This is a genomic window from Microbacterium nymphoidis, from assembly GCF_021044885.1.
GTDB classification, from domain to species: domain Bacteria; phylum Actinomycetota; class Actinomycetes; order Actinomycetales; family Microbacteriaceae; genus Microbacterium; species Microbacterium nymphoidis.
The window spans coordinates 1,963,221-1,980,456 of the sequence record NZ_JAJNOD010000001.1; the positions used below are offsets into that span (position 1 = coordinate 1,963,221).

The 17,236-nt window shown below is 67.7% G+C and carries 18 protein-coding genes; 6 read left to right on the plus strand and 12 right to left on the minus strand.

All coding sequences use genetic code 11. The annotated features are described in order from the left end of the window. Window positions 1-54 precede the first annotated feature (54 nt). The 6 genes from LQ566_RS09070 to LQ566_RS09095 all read right to left on the minus strand — a co-directional run bounded on the left by LQ566_RS09070 (window position 55) and on the right by LQ566_RS09095 (window position 3,528). On the minus strand, window positions 55-699 hold the full coding sequence (locus LQ566_RS09070) for an anthranilate synthase component II (protein ID WP_231091290.1): 645 nt from the start codon (window positions 697-699) through the stop codon (window positions 55-57). Beyond that, window positions 677-841 carry a hypothetical protein gene (locus LQ566_RS09075; RefSeq protein ID WP_231091291.1) on the minus strand — a complete coding sequence of 55 codons (165 nt, stop codon included), beginning with the start codon at window positions 839-841 and terminating at the stop codon, window positions 677-679. The genes LQ566_RS09070 and LQ566_RS09075 overlap by 23 nt, the downstream gene beginning before the upstream one ends. Beyond that, window positions 841-1,623, minus strand: coding sequence for a class E sortase (locus LQ566_RS09080; RefSeq protein WP_231091292.1), 783 nt, complete (start codon window positions 1,621-1,623; stop codon window positions 841-843). Before LQ566_RS09080 ends, LQ566_RS09075 begins: the two co-directional genes overlap by 1 nt. A gap of 48 nt (window positions 1,624-1,671) precedes the next feature. Beyond that, on the minus strand, window positions 1,672-1,905 hold the full coding sequence (locus LQ566_RS09085) for a cell division protein CrgA (protein WP_231091293.1): 234 nt from the start codon (window positions 1,903-1,905) through the stop codon (window positions 1,672-1,674). 160 nt (window positions 1,906-2,065) lie between these two features. Continuing rightward, complete coding sequence (locus LQ566_RS09090; RefSeq protein ID WP_231091294.1) at window positions 2,066-2,965, minus strand: rhomboid family intramembrane serine protease; 900 nt, start codon at window positions 2,963-2,965, stop codon at window positions 2,066-2,068. Between the two features lie 5 nt (window positions 2,966-2,970). Then, window positions 2,971-3,528, minus strand: coding sequence for a peptidylprolyl isomerase (locus LQ566_RS09095; RefSeq protein WP_231091295.1), 558 nt, complete (start codon window positions 3,526-3,528; stop codon window positions 2,971-2,973). Window positions 3,529-3,642: 114 nt separating this feature from the next. On the opposite strand from LQ566_RS09095, the gene LQ566_RS09100 reads away from it, so the two are divergent. Next, complete coding sequence (locus tag LQ566_RS09100; RefSeq protein ID WP_231091296.1) at window positions 3,643-4,167, plus strand: DNA helicase; 525 nt, start codon at window positions 3,643-3,645, stop codon at window positions 4,165-4,167. Continuing rightward, complete coding sequence (locus tag LQ566_RS09105; protein WP_231091297.1) at window positions 4,164-4,646, plus strand: aminoacyl-tRNA deacylase; 483 nt, start codon at window positions 4,164-4,166, stop codon at window positions 4,644-4,646. The genes LQ566_RS09100 and LQ566_RS09105 overlap by 4 nt, the downstream gene beginning before the upstream one ends. A gap of 1 nt (window position 4,647) precedes the next feature. Here LQ566_RS09105 and LQ566_RS09110 read toward each other — a convergent pair whose 3' ends face one another. Together LQ566_RS09110 and LQ566_RS09115 are read right to left on the minus strand one after the other, a co-directional pair. Next, window positions 4,648-4,983, minus strand: a complete 336-nt coding sequence (locus LQ566_RS09110) for a hypothetical protein (RefSeq protein WP_231091298.1) — start codon at window positions 4,981-4,983, stop codon at window positions 4,648-4,650. A 59-nt stretch (window positions 4,984-5,042) separates the two neighbouring features. Further along, entirely contained in the window at window positions 5,043-5,885 is an 843-nt protein-coding gene (locus LQ566_RS09115; protein WP_231091299.1) for a hypothetical protein, read from the minus strand. A 99-nt stretch (window positions 5,886-5,984) separates the two neighbouring features. Here LQ566_RS09115 and LQ566_RS09120 point away from each other — a divergent pair, with 99 nt between their 5' ends. From LQ566_RS09120 to LQ566_RS09135, 4 genes are read left to right on the plus strand one after another with little or no spacing between them, the layout of a single operon-like run. Further along, a complete protein-coding gene (locus tag LQ566_RS09120) occupies window positions 5,985-7,019 on the plus strand; it encodes a beta-propeller domain-containing protein (RefSeq protein ID WP_231091300.1) in 1,035 nt (344 codons plus the stop codon). Then, complete coding sequence (locus LQ566_RS09125; protein ID WP_231091301.1) at window positions 7,019-7,726, plus strand: polysaccharide deacetylase family protein; 708 nt, start codon at window positions 7,019-7,021, stop codon at window positions 7,724-7,726. Before LQ566_RS09120 ends, LQ566_RS09125 begins: the two co-directional genes overlap by 1 nt. Continuing rightward, window positions 7,723-9,585 carry a DUF8769 domain-containing protein gene (locus LQ566_RS09130; RefSeq protein ID WP_231091302.1) on the plus strand — a complete coding sequence of 621 codons (1,863 nt, stop codon included), beginning with the start codon at window positions 7,723-7,725 and terminating at the stop codon, window positions 9,583-9,585. The genes LQ566_RS09125 and LQ566_RS09130 overlap by 4 nt, the downstream gene beginning before the upstream one ends. A gap of 51 nt (window positions 9,586-9,636) precedes the next feature. Beyond that, window positions 9,637-10,599 carry an acetylxylan esterase gene (locus tag LQ566_RS09135; RefSeq protein WP_231091303.1) on the plus strand — a complete coding sequence of 321 codons (963 nt, stop codon included), beginning with the start codon at window positions 9,637-9,639 and terminating at the stop codon, window positions 10,597-10,599. 58 nt (window positions 10,600-10,657) lie between these two features. On the opposite strand, the gene LQ566_RS09140 is transcribed toward LQ566_RS09135, so the two are convergent. The 4 genes from LQ566_RS09140 to LQ566_RS09155 all read right to left on the minus strand — a co-directional run bounded on the left by LQ566_RS09140 (window position 10,658) and on the right by LQ566_RS09155 (window position 17,160). Further along, the gene (locus LQ566_RS09140) at window positions 10,658-11,641 is read right to left on the minus strand and encodes a carbohydrate ABC transporter permease (RefSeq protein ID WP_231091304.1); all 984 of its coding nucleotides are present in this window, start codon (window positions 11,639-11,641) and stop codon (window positions 10,658-10,660) included. Beyond that, window positions 11,638-12,573 (minus strand): carbohydrate ABC transporter permease, encoded by a 936-nt coding sequence (locus tag LQ566_RS09145; protein WP_231091305.1) that lies wholly within the window; start codon window positions 12,571-12,573, stop codon window positions 11,638-11,640. The genes LQ566_RS09140 and LQ566_RS09145 overlap by 4 nt, the downstream gene beginning before the upstream one ends. 80 nt (window positions 12,574-12,653) lie before the next feature. Next, a complete protein-coding gene (locus LQ566_RS09150) occupies window positions 12,654-14,042 on the minus strand; it encodes an ABC transporter substrate-binding protein (protein WP_231091306.1) in 1,389 nt (462 codons plus the stop codon). A 64-nt stretch (window positions 14,043-14,106) separates the two neighbouring features. After that, window positions 14,107-17,160 (minus strand): alpha-mannosidase, encoded by a 3,054-nt coding sequence (locus LQ566_RS09155; RefSeq protein WP_231091307.1) that lies wholly within the window; start codon window positions 17,158-17,160, stop codon window positions 14,107-14,109. Window positions 17,161-17,236: the final 76 nt, after the last annotated feature.

Below are 17,236 nucleotides of genomic sequence, written 5' to 3' on the forward strand. Positions count from 1 at the left end.
CGGGAAGGTATGCCGCCACACTAACGGATGATTGTCGTGTAGACAATCATCCGTTTATCGATGCGGTGTGAGCGTCGCCGCACGCGCGACCGCACCCGCGTCCCCGGTCACCTCGAGCCAGTTCGCCAGCATCCGGTATCCGTCCGTCGTGAGGATGCTCTCCGGATGGAACTGCACGCCGTGGACCGGCGCTGATCGATGCACGATACCCATCACCACTTGCCCCGCCCGAGCCGTGATCCGGAGTTCAGAGGGCAGTGTGCTCTCCTCGACGGTGAGCGAGTGATAGCGACCGACCGGAACCTCCGCCCGCACCCCGCGGAACACGCCGGTGCCATCGTGGCTGACCGCGGACACCCGGCCGTGCATCGGCTCGGGGGCGACCCCCACGACACCGCCGAGCGCGACAGCGATGGCCTGGTGTCCCAGACACACGCCGAGGAGGGGCACATTCGCCCTCACAGCGGCCTTCACCACGTCGATCGAGGCGCCGGCATCCTCGGGGCGACCGGGCCCGGGCGAGATCAGCACGCCGTCGTAGCCGCGGAGACCGGCGGTGGCATCGGCGATGTCATCCGCCTCGATGAAGTCGACACCCGCGCCGAGCTCGACGAGATACCCCACCAGCGTGTGCACGAAGGAGTCGTGATTGTCCACGACGAGGATGCGCGAAGCGCTATTGCGTGATGGTGTTGGCATCCGCGGGCGGGAAGAACGTCGCGCTGACCCAGGGGAACGCGTACCAGAACAGGCCGTACAGGATCGCGGCGACCACGACGAGCACGATGATCAGCTTCACGAACCAGGGTCCGGGAAGGACACGCCACAGAGCGCCGTACATCAGCTCTCCTTCGGGAGATAGAGCGACGCCGGCTGCTTGCCGTCTGCCACGCGCGGGGTGAAGGCCTCGAACACGGCGTAGCCGATGAGGCGCTCCGAGAAGCCGTACCGCGGGCTGCACGTCGTCATGGTCAGATAGCGCCCCGTCGCCTCCACCGTGGTGTTCTGCGGCGTGGGGTCGAGCACATCCACGGAATCCGGGGTGACGTAGACCATGTTGCGGTACCGGTAGGTGTACCAGCCGTCCGGGGTTTCCACGACCACCGCGTCGCCCACCTGCATCTCGGGCAGGTTCATGAACGGGGCTCCGTGGCTGCCACGGTGCCCGGCAACGGGGAAGTTGCCGATGTCTCCCGGCATCGCGGTGTCGTTGTAATGGCCGACCATGCCGAGATCGAGGCTCTCCCAGGTGGCGGTGCCCTCCGCGATCCTGACCTCCTGGCCCAGACGCGGGATGTGCAAGGTGGCGAACACCTCACCGCTGGCCGGCTCCTCGATGGGAGGCGGGTCAGCGACCAGGGTGTTGTACTTCTGCGAGGGGTCCGACGTGGGCAACGGCTGACCGCTGTTCTTCGCGTCGTCCGCCCAGGTCTGGCTGACATCCTGCGCCTGCTGGTTGGCCGCGGCGCCGAGGATCATGTCGCCGACCCACATCTGCCAGACGACGAAGAGCAGCACAAGCACACCGCCCGTGATCAGCAGTTCGCCGAGAACGCCGGTCACCGTGACGCGCCCGCGTTTGCGGGCGCGCGCTGCTCGGCGCGTAGGAAGCTCGGTGGTCACAGCGCGAGCCTAGTCAGACACTCTGGGAAGAATCCACACGCGGTGGAATCAGCGCCACCGCATCGTCATCAGGAATCCGATGAGTGCGATCCCGAAACCGATGGCGAGGTTCCAGCCGTAGATGCCCGGGATGGGGAACTGCTGGTCGCTGAGGTAGAACACCAGGATCCAGGCGAGACCGATCAGCAGGAACCCGATCATGACCGGCTTGAACCACACCGGGTTCGGGGTCGCGTCGGGGTGTACGTTCTCGCGCTCTTCCGGCGTTCCTCGTCGTGCCATGCCGACATCCTATCGACCCGCACCGAATCTGACGATCCGGGCCGTCCGCACCCGGAAATCACACGGATGTGATTTTCATCCCCAGGCTGTGGATAACTATGTGGACAACGTGTGCAGAAGCCCGGGCGAGCCGTGGACAACCCCGCCCGGACCGGGCGTGTCAGCCGACGATCGGATGGACCACCGGCAGGAGGAACACCGACGCGCACAACAACAGCGCGAAGCCGGCGAGGAGGCCGATCTGCAGTCCCCGCTGGGACCGCTGACGTGTGGCGGCGTAGATCGCGCCGACCACAAGACCGCCGATCAGACCGCCGAGATGAGCCTGCCAGGCGACGTTGAAGCCCGGAATGAACCCGATCAGCAGGTTGATTCCCACGATGACGAGGATCTGAGTGATGTCACCGCCGAGACGCCGCGTGATCACGATGAGAGCGCCGAACGTTCCGAAGATGGCACCGGATGCGCCGACGACGAACTGGTCGAAAGCAAGGAACGCCATGAGCACCGAACCGGCGAGGGCGGAGATCACGTAGAGGGCGAGGAATCGCCAGCGGCCGAGCAGTGGCTCCAGGATGCGTCCCATCATCCACAGGGACAACATGTTGAAGAACAGGTGCAGGAAGCTGCCGTGCACCAGCGTCACGCTGAGTGCGCGCCAGGGCTGCACGTTGGATCCGAGTTCCGGGGTGATGGCATAGCCCACGAAGGAGAGCGCGCTGGTGACGGCGACGCCGATGGGCCCGGGGATCATCTGGATCAGGGAGACGACGATCGTCACCGCCATGATCGCGTAGGTGACACGCGGGGTGCGGGAGCCGGAGGCGGCGACGACCGCTCCGCTCCCGCGACCCCATCGACGTTCCGCCTTCTTCTGTGCCGCGGTTCGCTGGGCGGCCTGCTGCTTCATGCACTCCGGGCACACGACGCCGACGGCGCCCTGTGTCTGGCATTCCGGGCAGATCGTGCGCAGGCACTTCTGGCACAGCACGAAGCTCATCCGGTCCGGATGGCGGTAGCAGAAGTTGTCCCTGTTGCGGGTGACCTCGGCGGACGTCACGTGTGTCAGACCGCTGCGATGTCGATCGAGGAGATCACGACGGGCTCGACCGGACGGTCGCCGGCACCCGTGCGCACTGCGCCGATCTCGTCGACGACCTTGCGCGATGCGTCGTCGGCCACCTCACCGAAGATGGTGTGCTTGCCCGTGAGCCACGGGGTGGGGTCGGTGGTGATGAAGAACTGCGAGCCGTTGGTGCCTTCGACGGCGCCGGTGATGGCATTGCGACGCAGGCCCGCGTTGGCCATGGCCAGCAGGTAGGGCTTGCTGAAGTCGAGCTCCGGGTGGATCTCGTCGTTGAAGCTGTAGCCCGGGCCGCCAACGCCCTGCCCGAGGGGGTCGCCGCCCTGGATCATGAAGTTGGGGATGATGCGGTGGAAGATGACGTCCTTGTAGAGGGGTCCCTCGCCCGGCTTGCCGGTAGCGGGGTCGGTCCACTCACCGGTGCCGTCAGCGAGGCCGATGAAGTTCTTGACGGTGACGGGTGCGTGGTCACCGAACAGGTTGACCACGATGTCGCCGTGGTTGGTGTGGATGGTTGCGACTGCAGAGTGAAGAGCCATGTGGCGATTCTCGCAGAGTTGACCGTGAGACCGGCGGAAAGGCCCGTCAAGGGGGTCGATTCCAAGGCGTGGTCTGGCAAGATGGGGACGTTCGTTCTGATAGGGAGGGGTCACATGAACCTCAGCCGCAAGCGTAAGAAGGAGCTCCGCAAGCTCCAGGACACGGCCAACCAGCTGTGGGCCCACCAGCAGGACCTCGCAGGCGACGCCGCCGAACTCGCCCGTGAGGCCAGTCGCCAGCTCGGAAACTTCGGCCGTGAGCAGGTCGTTCCCACCGTGCAGCACGCGTACGAGTCGCGTGTGGCGCCGGTCGTGGATCGCAGCGTCAAGGCCGGCCGTGAATTCGTCGACCACCGCGTCGTCCCGGTCGTGGGCGGAGCCATCGGCACCGCGCTGTCCGCCTGGGACGCCGCCAACAACACGCGCCACCGCATCAACACCACCGGCGTGCAGCGCGCGTTCGCTCGCGCCGTCGAGCCGATCCAGCCGCAGAAGAAGGGCATCGGCGCGGGTGGCGTCATCGCCATCGTCCTCGGTGCGGCTGCGGCGATCGGCGTGCTCTACGCCGCGTGGCAGACGCTGCGCGCCGACGACGAGCTCTGGGTCGCCGACGACCCGCTGTCCGCGCCCGACGCGTGACACAGTCCACGGATCGAGTCATCGAGGCCGCGCGTGCGCGCGGCCTCGATGTCGATGTGCGTGAGCGACCGCAAGCGGGATCCTTGGAGGAAGCAGCCGCGCTCCTCGGTCTCCAGCCCGCCGACATCATCAAGACGCTCGTCGTCAAGCGGGCCGACGATACCTACCTGTTCGCGCTGATCCCCGGCGACAAGGCCATCTCCTGGCCGAAACTGCGAGCCGTAGTCGGAGTCAACAAGCTCAAGCTCCCGTCCCCCGATCTCGCCCTCGCCGCGACGGGCTACGAGCGCGGCACGATCGTCCCGATCGGCAGCACGACCGACTGGCCCATCTACGCAGACGAGTCCATCGTCGGACGCCGGATCGCGATGGGAGCCGGCGCACACGGGTACAGCCTGTTCGTCGACGCCGACGCGCTCATCACCGCGTACGGCGCCACGGTGGCAGACATCTCCCAGCCGATCACCGAAATCCGCTGACTCAGGCGCTGCCGAGCATCGCCCACAGCAGGAACGGTCCCATCAGCAGCAGATAGATGCCGCCGAGGCCCGCTCCGACGGCCCCCACCACAAGTCCGAGGATCGCTGCTGTACGAGCAAGACCGTGCGTCCGGCGAAGCGTCCTGACGGCGAAGACGATCGCCAGCACCGACGCCGCGACGCACGGCAGGATCAGCAGCAGGTTCGGCTCCCCGAGTTCGTTGCGGATGAACATCCAGATCAGGCCGACCAGAGCGCACGCCAGCGATGCGTATGCGAACCTGATCGCCCGCGCCCGGTCGTACGACCCGACGGCCCCCGGCTGTGGTTCATCCATATGCTCCCCCTCCCGGCTGAGCATAGGCGATGCTCGCATCCCTGGAGGAGATGCGAGCATCAGCCGGGAATCGTCGTATCGACCCGCGCTTCCGCCGTCTCGGCCGCCAGCCTGTTCCAGAAGCGACGCTGCGCCTCGCCGGGAAGAAGATCCTCGATGCGACGGCGGAGCTCGAACAGACTCAGGCTCGTGATGAAAGTGTCCGGGCGGAACATGCGCTCCTTCTCGAAGACGACGGTCAGGGCGCCGACAGGCGTGACCACCCACGTGTGGTCGATGCTCTGCAGGCCACCCTCGTCCACCAGATCGACGGAGAAGCTCAGCTGCCGCCCGTTGCCCGCGTCCAGTTGCTCGGCCATGCCGGGGCTGACGCCCCGGATGGCGTCGGCGATCGCGGCGAAGACCTCGCCCCGCGGCGCGAGGGGTCGCACCGCAGATCGCTTCACGGGCACGCGGAACTCCGCGGGCACGTCCGTGGAGTTCGCGAGGCCCGCGATCTCGAGCACCGCGGGGGCGAGGCTCTCGAACGGCTGCAGCCACAGAACGCCGTCATCGGACGCGGGAGGAGTGGCAAAGCGGGATTGCGTGACCCCGTGACGGCTCACCCAGAACGCCTCCGTGCGTGCGGCTCCGGGGAAAGAGGAGGAGATGCTGACCACGGCGGACATCTCCGCGTGCGCGGCGTACAGCAGTTCGAAACCCGGAGCCGGGCGGCCCGCTGTGATGAGGACGCGACCGGTCACATCGACCAGGTCGAAGACGTCCAGCGTCCGGCGGCCGTATACGCTCGCCGGGTCGAGCGACGAGTCGAGCGGGTGAGCGGAGAGGAACTCGGGGTTGAGCCTGTCGGTGAACTCGCCGAGGTGCTCGTTCATCGCCCGAAACTCATGAAGCTGCTCCATCGCACCATCGTGCCCTATCTCGTGGCACGGCACACTGGACTTACTCCACCAATTTGAATTAGAGTGGTCCGCACCGACGACGCGCAAGGAGGCGGACCGGTGTCCATAGCCCCCGACGAGGATCTCCTCGTCATGGATGTCTACGCCGCCTATCCGCACAGCAACGGGTTCGCCCCCGACGGCCGGGCCGTGGTGGGCGACGCGACCCGGGCCGCGCTGCACCTGGTGGACCTCCCGAGCGGCGCTTCGAGCGAGCTCATCGATCTCGGGTATCTGGCCGACGAGGAGATCCTCTGGTTCGACGTCGCCCTGCGCGCACCGTTGCTCGTGACCGCGCGAGCCGGACACCTGCTTCTCGTCAGCCTGGACAACGGCGAATCCCGCCTGCTGCACCGTGCGGCGAAGGACGCCTCACTGGATCACCTGGTGGCGATCACACCCGACGGCACGGTCGTGGCCGCCATCGAACACCGACGCGACGAGCATCGCCTGCTGCTGATCGATACGCGAACGGGACGCACGACCGAGCAGTTGCGTGTGCCCTGGCTCGCCAATCACGTGCAGTTCTCCCTCGCCGACCCCGACTGGATCGGTCTCTCGCACGAGGGGCCGGCGGACCGGGTCACTGACCGCCTTCACGCCTTCCACCCGCACCGCGCTCCGCACGGCGACGACCTCACCGATCAGCGGGCGCTCTCCGCAGATGGGTCATGCGCGCTGCAGCTCGGCCACGAACGCTGGATGTTCCACCGCGCGGGCGCCATCGCCGTGGCATACGGCGAGGGTCCCGATCCGCGCGGCCTGTGGGAGTTTCCCGTGGACCGTCCCCCGCGCCTCATCAGCGCAGGACCACGCGACTGGCACTGCAACATCAGCCGTGACGGCAGCCGCGCTGTGGTGGACACCACCGGACGCGCGACCCGGCCCGGCCGCGGCTGGAGCCGAGCGGGCGACGAGAGCTCGATCGTGGTGATCGACATGGCCACCGGGGAGCGCACGGTCATCGGGCACACGCGGTTCAGCACGCATCCGTTCCACCCCCATCCCGCCTTCACTCCCGACGGCACGCAGATCGTGCACAACCACATCACGGCGGACGGGCGCCGGGGGATCGTGTTGCGGGAGGTTCCGTGATGAGCGGGCGGCTCTTTCTGACCTTCGATGACCGTCACATCGACTCCTGGGTGGCGGCGCGGCCGATCCTCGATGCCGCGGGCGCGCGGGCGACCTTCTTCGTGATGGAAGCGGATGAGCTCGACGACCGCGAGCGCGCGGGTCTGGGCACCCTCCTCCATGACGGTCACGCAGTGGGATCGCACGGCATGCGCCACCGCAACGCCGACACCACCATCGACGAGCACGGCGACGATGGCTATCTCGCACTCGAGATCGATCCGAGCATCATGGCGCTGCGGGAGCTGGGAGCTACGGCGCGTTGCTTCGCCTATCCGAACTCGCGGCGCTCCGATGCCACCGATGCCGTCCTGCTACGGCGCTTCACGTATCTGCGCGGTGGCGGACCCCGCACCGCGGACCTGGACGAGGCTCGCATCGCGGTGATCCCCTCCGGCCCGGCCCCGCGCGTGCTGCCCTCGCGCGGGGTCGACACCGGCCGCGGCGCCGTGGCCCACCTCGCCGACGCGGACACGCTCACAGCCCTGCTGCGCTGCGTAGCCGACCACGACGCCTCGCTGGTGCTGTACGCACATGACATCGCCGCTCGAAGCGATGCGAATCACCTCCACCCCGCCCGTCTGGCCGAGATCGTCGCGGAGGCGCGCGCACTCGGCCTGGCCATGCACACACTCGACGATCTCCCCGACGAAGGCAGCACCCCATGACCGCCACCCTGTTCACCGCCGATCAGCGCATCCTCGATTCCGCACGTCGCGCCGGCGACGCCGACTACGATCCCGGCTGGGACCTCCTGCTGTCCGAGGCGACGTTCAACCCGATCCACACGCGCATCGTCTCCGGCCGGGCGCACCGCGTGCGCGAGAGCCTCTGGTACGCGCTCGCCCTTCTGGAGCTGGACGCTGCCGGAGACACCGAGATCGATGGTGAGGCACGCACCGCACGCGCCGCACGCGTGCTCGCGCGGGTGATCGAGCTGCAGGACACCGACCCGGCCAGCGAGACCTACGGCATCTGGTCGTACTGGGCCGAGGAGCCACTGGCGGAGATGAACCCGCCGGACTGGAACTGGGCGGACTTCATCGGCGAGTGTCTCGCCATCCTGTTGCGGCGCCATGGCGATGCGCTCGATGCCGGACTCCGTTCGCGGGCGCTCACGGCACTCGGACATGCGGCGCGGTCGATCATCCGACGCAACGTCGACCTGGACTACACCAACATCGCGGTGAAGGGCACATTCGTCACCCTGGTCGCCGGCGAGCTGCTCGGTGACGCGGAGCTGCGCGAGTACGGCCGCCATCGTCTGGAGCGTCTGCACTCCTCCCTGCTGGAACAGGGGAGCTTCGCCGAGTACAACTCCCCCACCTACTGGAACGTGGTGATGCAGGCGCTGACGGCCATTCGGCAGTACATCGACGATCCGAGCGTCCACGCCGCGGCCGCCGACCTCGAACGCCTCGCGTGGGAGCATTTCCTGCGCCACTGGCATCCCGCCACCGGCCAGCTCAGCGGGCCCATGGCCCGCTGCTACGTCACCGACGTGCACGTCCGCCTGGGCGTGCTCACCCCGTTGCAGGCGGTGGCTGGCGACACCTGGCCGCTGCTCTCACGCGGAGAGATCCGCCCCGACATCAACCTCATGCAGGATGCCGTGCTGGACTATCGCATCCCCGCGGACCTGCGCCCCCTGCTGGATCGCGAAGAGGCGGGACGCACCGTGAGCGAGACGTTCGCACAGACCCACTATGTCCCGGGGCAGGTGGCGGGGATCTCCGCCGCCGGGGCGATGGGCCAGGACAGCGTGGTGGTGCCGACCGTCGGGACCACCTGGTTCGACCGCGGCGTCACCCTCGGCAGCGTCAACTTCAGCGACACCTGGGTGCAGCGGCGCCCGATCCTCGGATTCTGGGCCGAGCCGGGCGATGACCCCACCGACATCACGCAGCCGGCTCGCTCCGTCGAGATCCAGGTGATGCGCGATGGCCACGGCTTCGCGGGCGGATCCTTCCGGTCGGTACAGGAGGACGGCACCGTGCTGTGGGCGGTGGCGCCGGCGACCCCCTCGGGCGATGCCCACATCCATCTCGACACCATCGCCCCCGGGGCGGCTGTCTCCACGCGCGAGCTGATCATCCGCTTCCGCATCGTCGGTGCGCCGGCGGACGCGGTCCGTGTCGACGGCACGCTGAGGGAATCCGGTGCCGTCGTCACGGATGCCCACCGGGTCCAGATCGACACCGCGGGACTGCACCTGGATTGGCGGCTGGCCGCTGCGCGGGCGCGTGGCGCGGACGTCCGAGCTCGCGTGAGCGTGGGCGATGAGGTGCTCATCGACATCGCCTGGATCGATGCCGATGAGCCGGAAGACGTGATCATCTCCGATCTGGGCGAGACCTTCGCGGTGGGTGCGCTGCGCCTCAGCGCCGACCCGGCCCCGGACGCCGAGGTCTCGGCCGTCGTGGGGGACGATATCGTTCGTGCAGAGGCCGGCGATCTTCGCCTCGTCGCGCCCACCGGGCCCGGTTCGCGCCTCGATCACGCGTGCATCGCCCTCCGCCCGATCTGACCCCTCCCCCAGAGAACGATCTGATCCCTCCCCCTCCCAGAAAAGAGCACCATGGCCCAGTTCGACCTGCCCATCGACCAGTTGGAGGCGTACCTTCCCGACCGCGAGGAGCCGAGCGATTTCGACGCCTTCTGGCGTGAGACCATCGCCGAAGCACGCCAGCACGGCGACCCCGTCTTCACCAGGATCGATTCCCCGCTGCGCGGGCTCATCGTCGAGGACGTGACCTTCCCGGGATTCGCCGGGCAGCCCGTGAAGGGCTGGTTCATCCGGCACCCGGAGCTGGTGCGGGCCACCGTGGTGCAGTACATCGGCTACAGCGGCGGCCGCGGCGTCCCGGAGCAGTGGACTGCGCTCCCGAGCGCCGGATACGCGCTGTTCGTGATGGACAGCCGCGGACAGGGAAGCGGCGGATACGCATCTCACACGGCAGATCCCCACGGCGGCGAACCGCAGGTGCCCGGGCAGCTCTCTCGCGGTATCGACGCGCCTGAGACCTACTACTACCGGCGCATCTTCACCGACGCGGTTCGCGCCGTGGATGCGGTACGCACCCACCCGGCCGTCGATCCCGACAAGGTGATCGTGGCGGGCGGCAGTCAGGGCGGCGGGATCGCGGTCGCGGCCGCGGGTCTCAGCGAGGGGCTCGCCGGAGCGATGATCGACGTCCCGTTCCTCAGCCACTTCCGCCGCGCCCTGCGCATCACCGACTCCACCCCGTACAGCGAGCTCACGCGCTACCTGCAGACCCGCCGCGGTGAGGAGGAGGAGGTCTTCCGCGTGCTCAGCTACTTCGACGGCGTGAACTTCGCCGCCCGCGCCACCGCACCAGCGCTCTACTCGGTGGCGCTGTGCGATGCCGTGTGCCCGCCGTCGACGGTCTATGCGCAGTACAACCACTACGCCGGCGAGAAGCAGATCGAGGTCTACCCCTACAACGGCCACGAGGGTGGCCAGTGGACCCATGTGCGCAAGCACTTCGCGTTCCTGGACTCGCTCGTCGACGCTCTCTGACCCGCACACGAAGAGGACCGCCCCTCCCGAATCCGGGAGCGGCGGTCCTCTTCGTTGGTCAGCCCTTGATGGCGCCGGCCTGACCCGCGCTTCGCAGGAACTGCTTCTGGAAGATCAGGAACAGCACCACCGGCAGGACGACGGAGATGAACATGCCCGCCATCAGCAGGCTCTGCTCGGCGGAGGCCGTCACCCGGTACAGGCCGACCGAGAGCGGCTGCAGCGCGGGGCTGGGCAGCACCAGCAACGGCCAGAGGAACTCCTTCCACGCTCCGATCACCGTGATGAGCGAGGTGACGCCGATGATCGGCTTGGACATCGGCAGAACGATGCGCCAGAAGATCTGGAACGGGCCGGCGCCATCGATCTTCGCCGCCTCGAACACGTCTTTCGGCAGCGCGTCGAAGAACCGCGTCACCAGCAGCACGTTGAATGCGCTCGCCGCGCCGGGCAGCCATACCGCCCAGAACGTGTTGATCAGGTTCCAGTGCAGCAGCGGCATGTCCAGCACGGTCACATACTGCGCGATCAGCGAGACCACGCCGGGGATGAAGAGTGTCGCCAGCACGAGGGCGTTGATCACCTTGGCATAGCGGGGGCGGAGGATCGAGATCCCGTAGCCACCGGTGAGGGCCACCAGCATCCCGAAGAACCAGACCCCCACCGCCACCAGCACCGTGTTCCACAGGTACTGGCCGATGTTGATCTTGACCCACGCATCGGCGAGGTTCTGCCACTGGATGCCGCTCGGCCACCAGCCGAACGGTTCACGCAGGATGTCCTGCGACGTCGACAGCGCAGCCTTCGCCAGCCACAGCAACGGTCCAGCGGAGATGACGAGGAGGAACACGATGAGCACCGCGTTCAGGATCCAGAGCCCGACACGCACGCGGGTGCGCTGGCGCTCCAGGTCGGAGATGTTCGTGCGGTCCTGCGGCTCCTCCGCCCGGCGGCGGCGCCGGCGAGGCGTTTCGGCATCGGTGAGGAGATCGCGGCCCGTGACGACCGCGCGGGTGTCGGGAGCGGGAAGGGTGGCGGTCATGACTTGCTCCAACTCCGGGTGAGGCGCAGGTAGACGGCGGAGACGATGCACAGCACCAGCGCCAGTAGCAGGCTCAGCGCCGTCGCCTTGCCGTAGTCGCCCTGCTGGAACGCGTAGTTGTAGATGAGCATCAGCACCGTGGTGGTCCGGTTGACGGGTCCGCCGCCGGTCATCACGAACGGCTCCGTGAACACCTGCATCGTGCCGATGATCTGCAACAGCAGCATGAGCAGCATGATGCCGCGCATCTGCGGCAAGGTGATGTGCCAGAAGCGCCGGACCACGCGGGCGCCGTCGACCTCGGCGGCCTCGTACAGCTCGGGCGGAACGGACATCAGCGCGGCCAGATAGATGATCGTCGCCTGCCCGAAGCCGGCCCAGGTGGCCATCACCACGATGGACAGCATGGCCGTGTCACCGCTCTGCAGGAACGGCAGCGGGCCGATGCCCACGGCACCGAGAGCGCTGTTGAACAAGCCGTTGGCCGACGGATCGTAGAACTGCTTCCACAGCAGCACCGCCACCACCGGCGGGATGATCACGGGCAGGTACGCCAGCACACTGGCCAGCTGGCGCGTGCGGCGCATCTCCGCCATGAAGGTCGCCATGAGCACCGGAAGCGGGAATCCGATCGCCATCGCCAGCACGGCGAAGAGCACCGTGTTGCCCACCGCGGTGCCCAGCAGCGGGTCGGCGAGCACGCGCTGGAAGTTCGCCAAGCCCACCCATGTCGGTTCGGTGACGAGGTTCGTCTTCTGCAGCGCGAGCTGGAGGCTGCGCAGGATCGGCCACCACGCGAAATAGCCGAAGCAGAACAGGAGCGGGACGAAGAACAGGAAGGTCGTGATGCCGCCCCCGCGCGCCCACACCATCAGGCGCTTGCCCCAGGGCTGCGAGCGCCGTCGCATCGCAGCCGTTGTCACTTGCGTCATACGTCGATCCTGTCGTCGTTTCGGGAGGGAGGAGATGTGCCGTCGCGCGCACCGTAGAACGGTGCCCGCGACGGCGGGCGTCAGCCGGCGTCGACGATGGCCTGCACGGCGGACTGCGCGTCCGTCAGCAGCTTCGCGATGTCGGCCTTCTCGTCGGTCAGGACGGCCTGCACGATCGGGTCGAGCGCCGCGTACAGCTCCTGGGCCTTCGCCGCAGGCTCCGGCAGAACCGGCAGCGTGCTGTCGAGGTAGGCCGCGTAGGCGGCACGGTCCACGGTGATCTCGTCCTTGATCCAGCCGAGGTACTCCTCGTACGCCGCGTCATCGATCAGCGGCAGCTCGGGGGCGCCGACGGGGCGGTTGTCGGCCTTGATCGCCTGCGCTGCCGTGACCGCGGCCTTCTCGTCCACGTACTTGTTCATCCACTGGAACTCGGTCCACTTCAACGCGGCGGCCAGCTCCTCCGGGGTCGCCTTCGGGTTGAACCACTGGATCGTGCCGCCACCGAGCGCGCCGAGGCCACTGCTGCTCTGCGGCATCGGGGCGATACCCACATCCTCGCCGGCCATCCCGCGGTTGATGACGAGGTCGCCGTAGATGGAGCCGCCGTTGATGGTCTGACCGATGTTTCCGGCACCCAGCTCGTTGCGGATGTCGTCCCCGCCGAGCAGGAAGTTCGCTCCGGCGGCGTTGGCCTTCCAGCGCAGATCGTGCAGGAACTGCAGCGATGCCGCCATGGCGTCGGTGTCGATGGTGACCTCGGTCTTCTCCCCTTCGGTCTTCTCCACCAGCGAGCCGTTCGCGTACGACATCGTGGTCAGCAGCCAGCCGCCCTGGTTTCCCGTGGTGGGGATGATGAAGCCGGTCTTGCCGGTCTTCTCGGTGATCGTCTGCGCGTTCTGCAGGATGCCCTCCCAGGAGGTGGGCACCTTGTCGGGGTCCAGGCCCGCCTGCGTGTAGAGCGCGCGGTTGTAGATCAGCGCCATGGAGTACGCCTGACGGACGACACCGTACTGACGACCGTCCTGGGTCACCACATCCTGCAGCGTGGGGTTCAGTTCGCTGAGAATCGAGCCCTTCTCGATGTAGTCCGTGATGTCCGCCGCCTGACCGCGTTCGATGAGCGCGTTCATATCGGTGAACGGAATGCCGACGGTGGTGGGCGCGGTGCCGCCGACCAGCAGGGGGCCGAAGGTGGAAGCGTCGTATCGCGTCTCCTCCGTCTTCACGGTGATGTTCGGGTAGAGATCCTGGAACTTGGCGACCTGGTCATCCAGCGCTTTCAGGGCCGCCTCCTGGTCTGAGGTGGGCTTCTCGCCGATGGTGATCGTCACAGGTGCCGCTGTGTCGACGGCCGCGGGCTTCTGCGGCTCCCCGGCGGCTTCGCCGGAGCACCCGGTGAGGACGAGCGCTGCGGTCGTCGCGAATGCGGCGAGCCCCAGTGAACTCCTCGTGCGTGATGTGAGCATTGCTACTCCTTCGTAGTGATCATGTGGTGCATCAGGGGTTTCGGCGACGATGATCGTCGCCCTCTCAGTGCCGTGCGGTCCCGTCCTTCCGGGCCAGACGGAGGGTGAGAAGCTGGAAGGGACGCAGCGTGAGGCGCGCTGAGGACTGCTCGAGCACGGTCCCTGCGGGGGCCTCGACATCGCGCTCGAGCAGGTCGACGACGCGCAGGCCGCAAGCGCCGGGGACATCGAAGAGGATATCCGTCGAGGCGCGGGCACCCTCCGACTCGTAGAGGCGGACGATGAGGTCCCCGGAACGGTCCTCGGCGAGCTTGACCGACTCCACGCGAACAGCCGGGTGGGACACGCTCAGCAGCGGTGCCACGGAGTGATCGCCCCGTACGGTTCTGGCGGGCAGGTTGATCCGGTATCCCTCGTCCACCGCGTCGCGCACTCCGGCGCCGGGACGGATCGCGACCGTGAACTGCTGCCGGCCCTGGTCCGCTTCCGGGTCCGGGAACACCGGGGCGCGCAGCAGCGACAGGCTGACCGTGGTGGTGGTGCCGCCATCCGCGCGGGTGTCGCGGCGGACATCATGCCCGTACACGGACTCGTTCGAGATGGCGACGCCGTAACCGGGCTCACCCACGTGGACCCAGCGGTGCATGGAGATCTCGAACCGCGCCGCATCCCACGAGGTGTTCGTGTGAGTGGGGCGGTAGACGTGCCCGAACTGCGTCTCAGCCGACGTCCGGTCGGCGTGGATGTCCAGCGGGAACACCAGTTTGAGCAGGTGACGGGTCTCGTGCCAGTCGATGTCGTGGTGGATCTCGACGGCGGCGGCGCCGGTCTCCAGCCGAAGGGTCTGGGTGAGGTGCGAGTCGCCGGTGCGGTGCTCGATGACGACCGACGCAACGCCGTCCTCCTGTACGGCCCGCACGGAGATCGGCGAGGTGAGGTCGGTGCTCACGCTGCGATAGTGCTCATCGATGTCCCAGGCGTCCCACTTGTTCGGGATGTCGCGGAAGAGACGCAGCAGGTTTCCGGCGTCGCCGGGTGCGATCGCCTCACGTCCGGACGCGGCGTCGAAGAGGGAGACGAGGAGCCCCCGTCCATCGATCTCCGCACGCACCACGCCGTTGTCGAGAACGAACCGATCATCGACGGCCGTGACCGTCGCGCCCGCGGCGGCCGGCTCCGCCTCACCGATCGCGAGCGCGGCAACGGCATCGTGCACCTGCGGACGGGCGTTGAGGACGAGCTCGCGCTCCCCCTCGCCCACGAGGGCGCGCACGGAATCGGCGATGGTGCGCTCGGCGACCTCCGCCACGCCGGCGTACATCCGGGCGACGTCCTCGTACACCCACGCGATGGAGCATCCGGGCAGGACGTCGTGGAACTGGTTCAGCAGCACATCGTGCCATGCACGCTCCAGCTCGTCGTACGGGTACGCGGTGCCCTCGCGAACGGCGGCAGTGGCGGCCCACAGCTCCGCTTCCCGCAGCAGATGCTCACTGCGTCGGTTTCCCTGCTTGGTGTGGTGCTGTGAGGTGAGCGTGCCGCGATGAAGCTCCAGGTACAGCTCCCCGGACCAGACCGGCGGGTCGGGGTACTCCTGCTCCACGCGTTCGAAGAAGCGCTGCGGCGAGTCGATGCTGACCTTCGGTGACCCCTCCAGCGAACCGAGTCGTGCAGCGGCGGCGATCATCTCGCGGGTCGGTCCGCCGCCGCCGTCGCCCCATCCGAAGGGGATGAGCGAGAGCGACGAGGCTCCGGCCTCACGGAAGCTGCGCTCGGCGTGTGCGAGCTCGGCGCCGGAGAGCTCGGAGATGTAGGTGTCGGCAGAGGGGAAGTGCGTGAGCACCCGGGTGCCGTCGATGCCCTCCCAGAGGAACGTGTGGTGCGGCATCTGGTTGGTCTGATTCCAGGAGATCTTCTGCGTGACGAACCAGGACGATCCCGATGCGGCCATGATCTGCGGGAAGGCGGCGGAGTAGCCGAACGTGTCCGGGACCCAGACCTCCCGGGTGTCGATGCCGAACTCCTCCAGGAAGAAGCGCTTGCCCGCGACGAACTGGCGCGCCATCGCCTCACCGCCGGGCATGTTGATGTCGGGTTCCACCCACATCCCGCCGACCGGGATGAACTGGCCGGTGGCGACCTTCTCCCGGATGCGCTCGAAGAGCTGCGGATAGGAGTCCTTCATCCACTTCAGCTGCTGCGCTGAGGAGCACGCGAAGCGGAACTCGGGGTGCTCGTCCATGAGGGTGAGCACGTTGGAGAAGGTGCGCGCGCACTTGCGGATGGTCTCGCGGAAGGGCCACAGCCAGGCGGAGTCGATGTGCGCGTGACCGATGGCCACGATCTCGTGCGCGCTGGCGTGGGCGGGGCTGGCCAGCACGTCCGCCAGCTCCGCGCGTGCGGCGGCGGCGGTTCCCGCGATGTCGCGAGGATCGGCGGTGTCCATCATCCGCTCCAGGGCGCGCAGGATGAGGTGGCGGCGCGGAGCCTCCGGACTGAGCTCACGCATGAGTCCGTCGAGCGTCCACACGTCGCGCGAGAGCTCCCACACGTTCAGATCGAGCAGGCCGACCGCGAACTGCTTCGCGGTGTACAGCGGCTCCGCACCAGCCGTGGCCTTGCTTCCCAGCGGGGTGGGGAGGAAATCGTACTCACCGGCGACGTCGGGGTTGCCGGCCGCCTCCACATAGAACTCGACCTCACGCCGGCCGTCCCAGGGAAGGTAGGAGGCTCGGGGGGAGACCGCCTTGATGATCGACCCGTCGGCGCGGTAGCCCAGCCCTTCTGCCTGGAAGCCCGGACGATCGCCGATGAAGCCGAGGTCCACCAGCAGCTCGACGGTCGTTCCTGCCGGCAGCTCGCCGTTCGCGTCGAACCAGTCGGCGGGAACCTCTCCCCGCGCGCGGAACCAGACGGTGGACCAGGGACGGCCCCAGCGGTACGGCAACGAGATCGGCTCGTACGCGCCGCTCAGTGCGTCGGCCGCCGGGATGGGCTCGTCCGCGACCTCGAAGGCCGCCACCTCAAGCGGGTGGGCGCGGCGATAGATCGCAGGGGTGAGGAACTCGGCGATGAAACGCTCGAGACGAGCTTCCACGATGAGCCGGTTGTCGTGCACGGTTTCCCTCTTCGTTGAGATGTGGTCGGTGTTCCACACCTTAAATCAAGTTGATTGAGTTAGTCAAGCGAGTGCT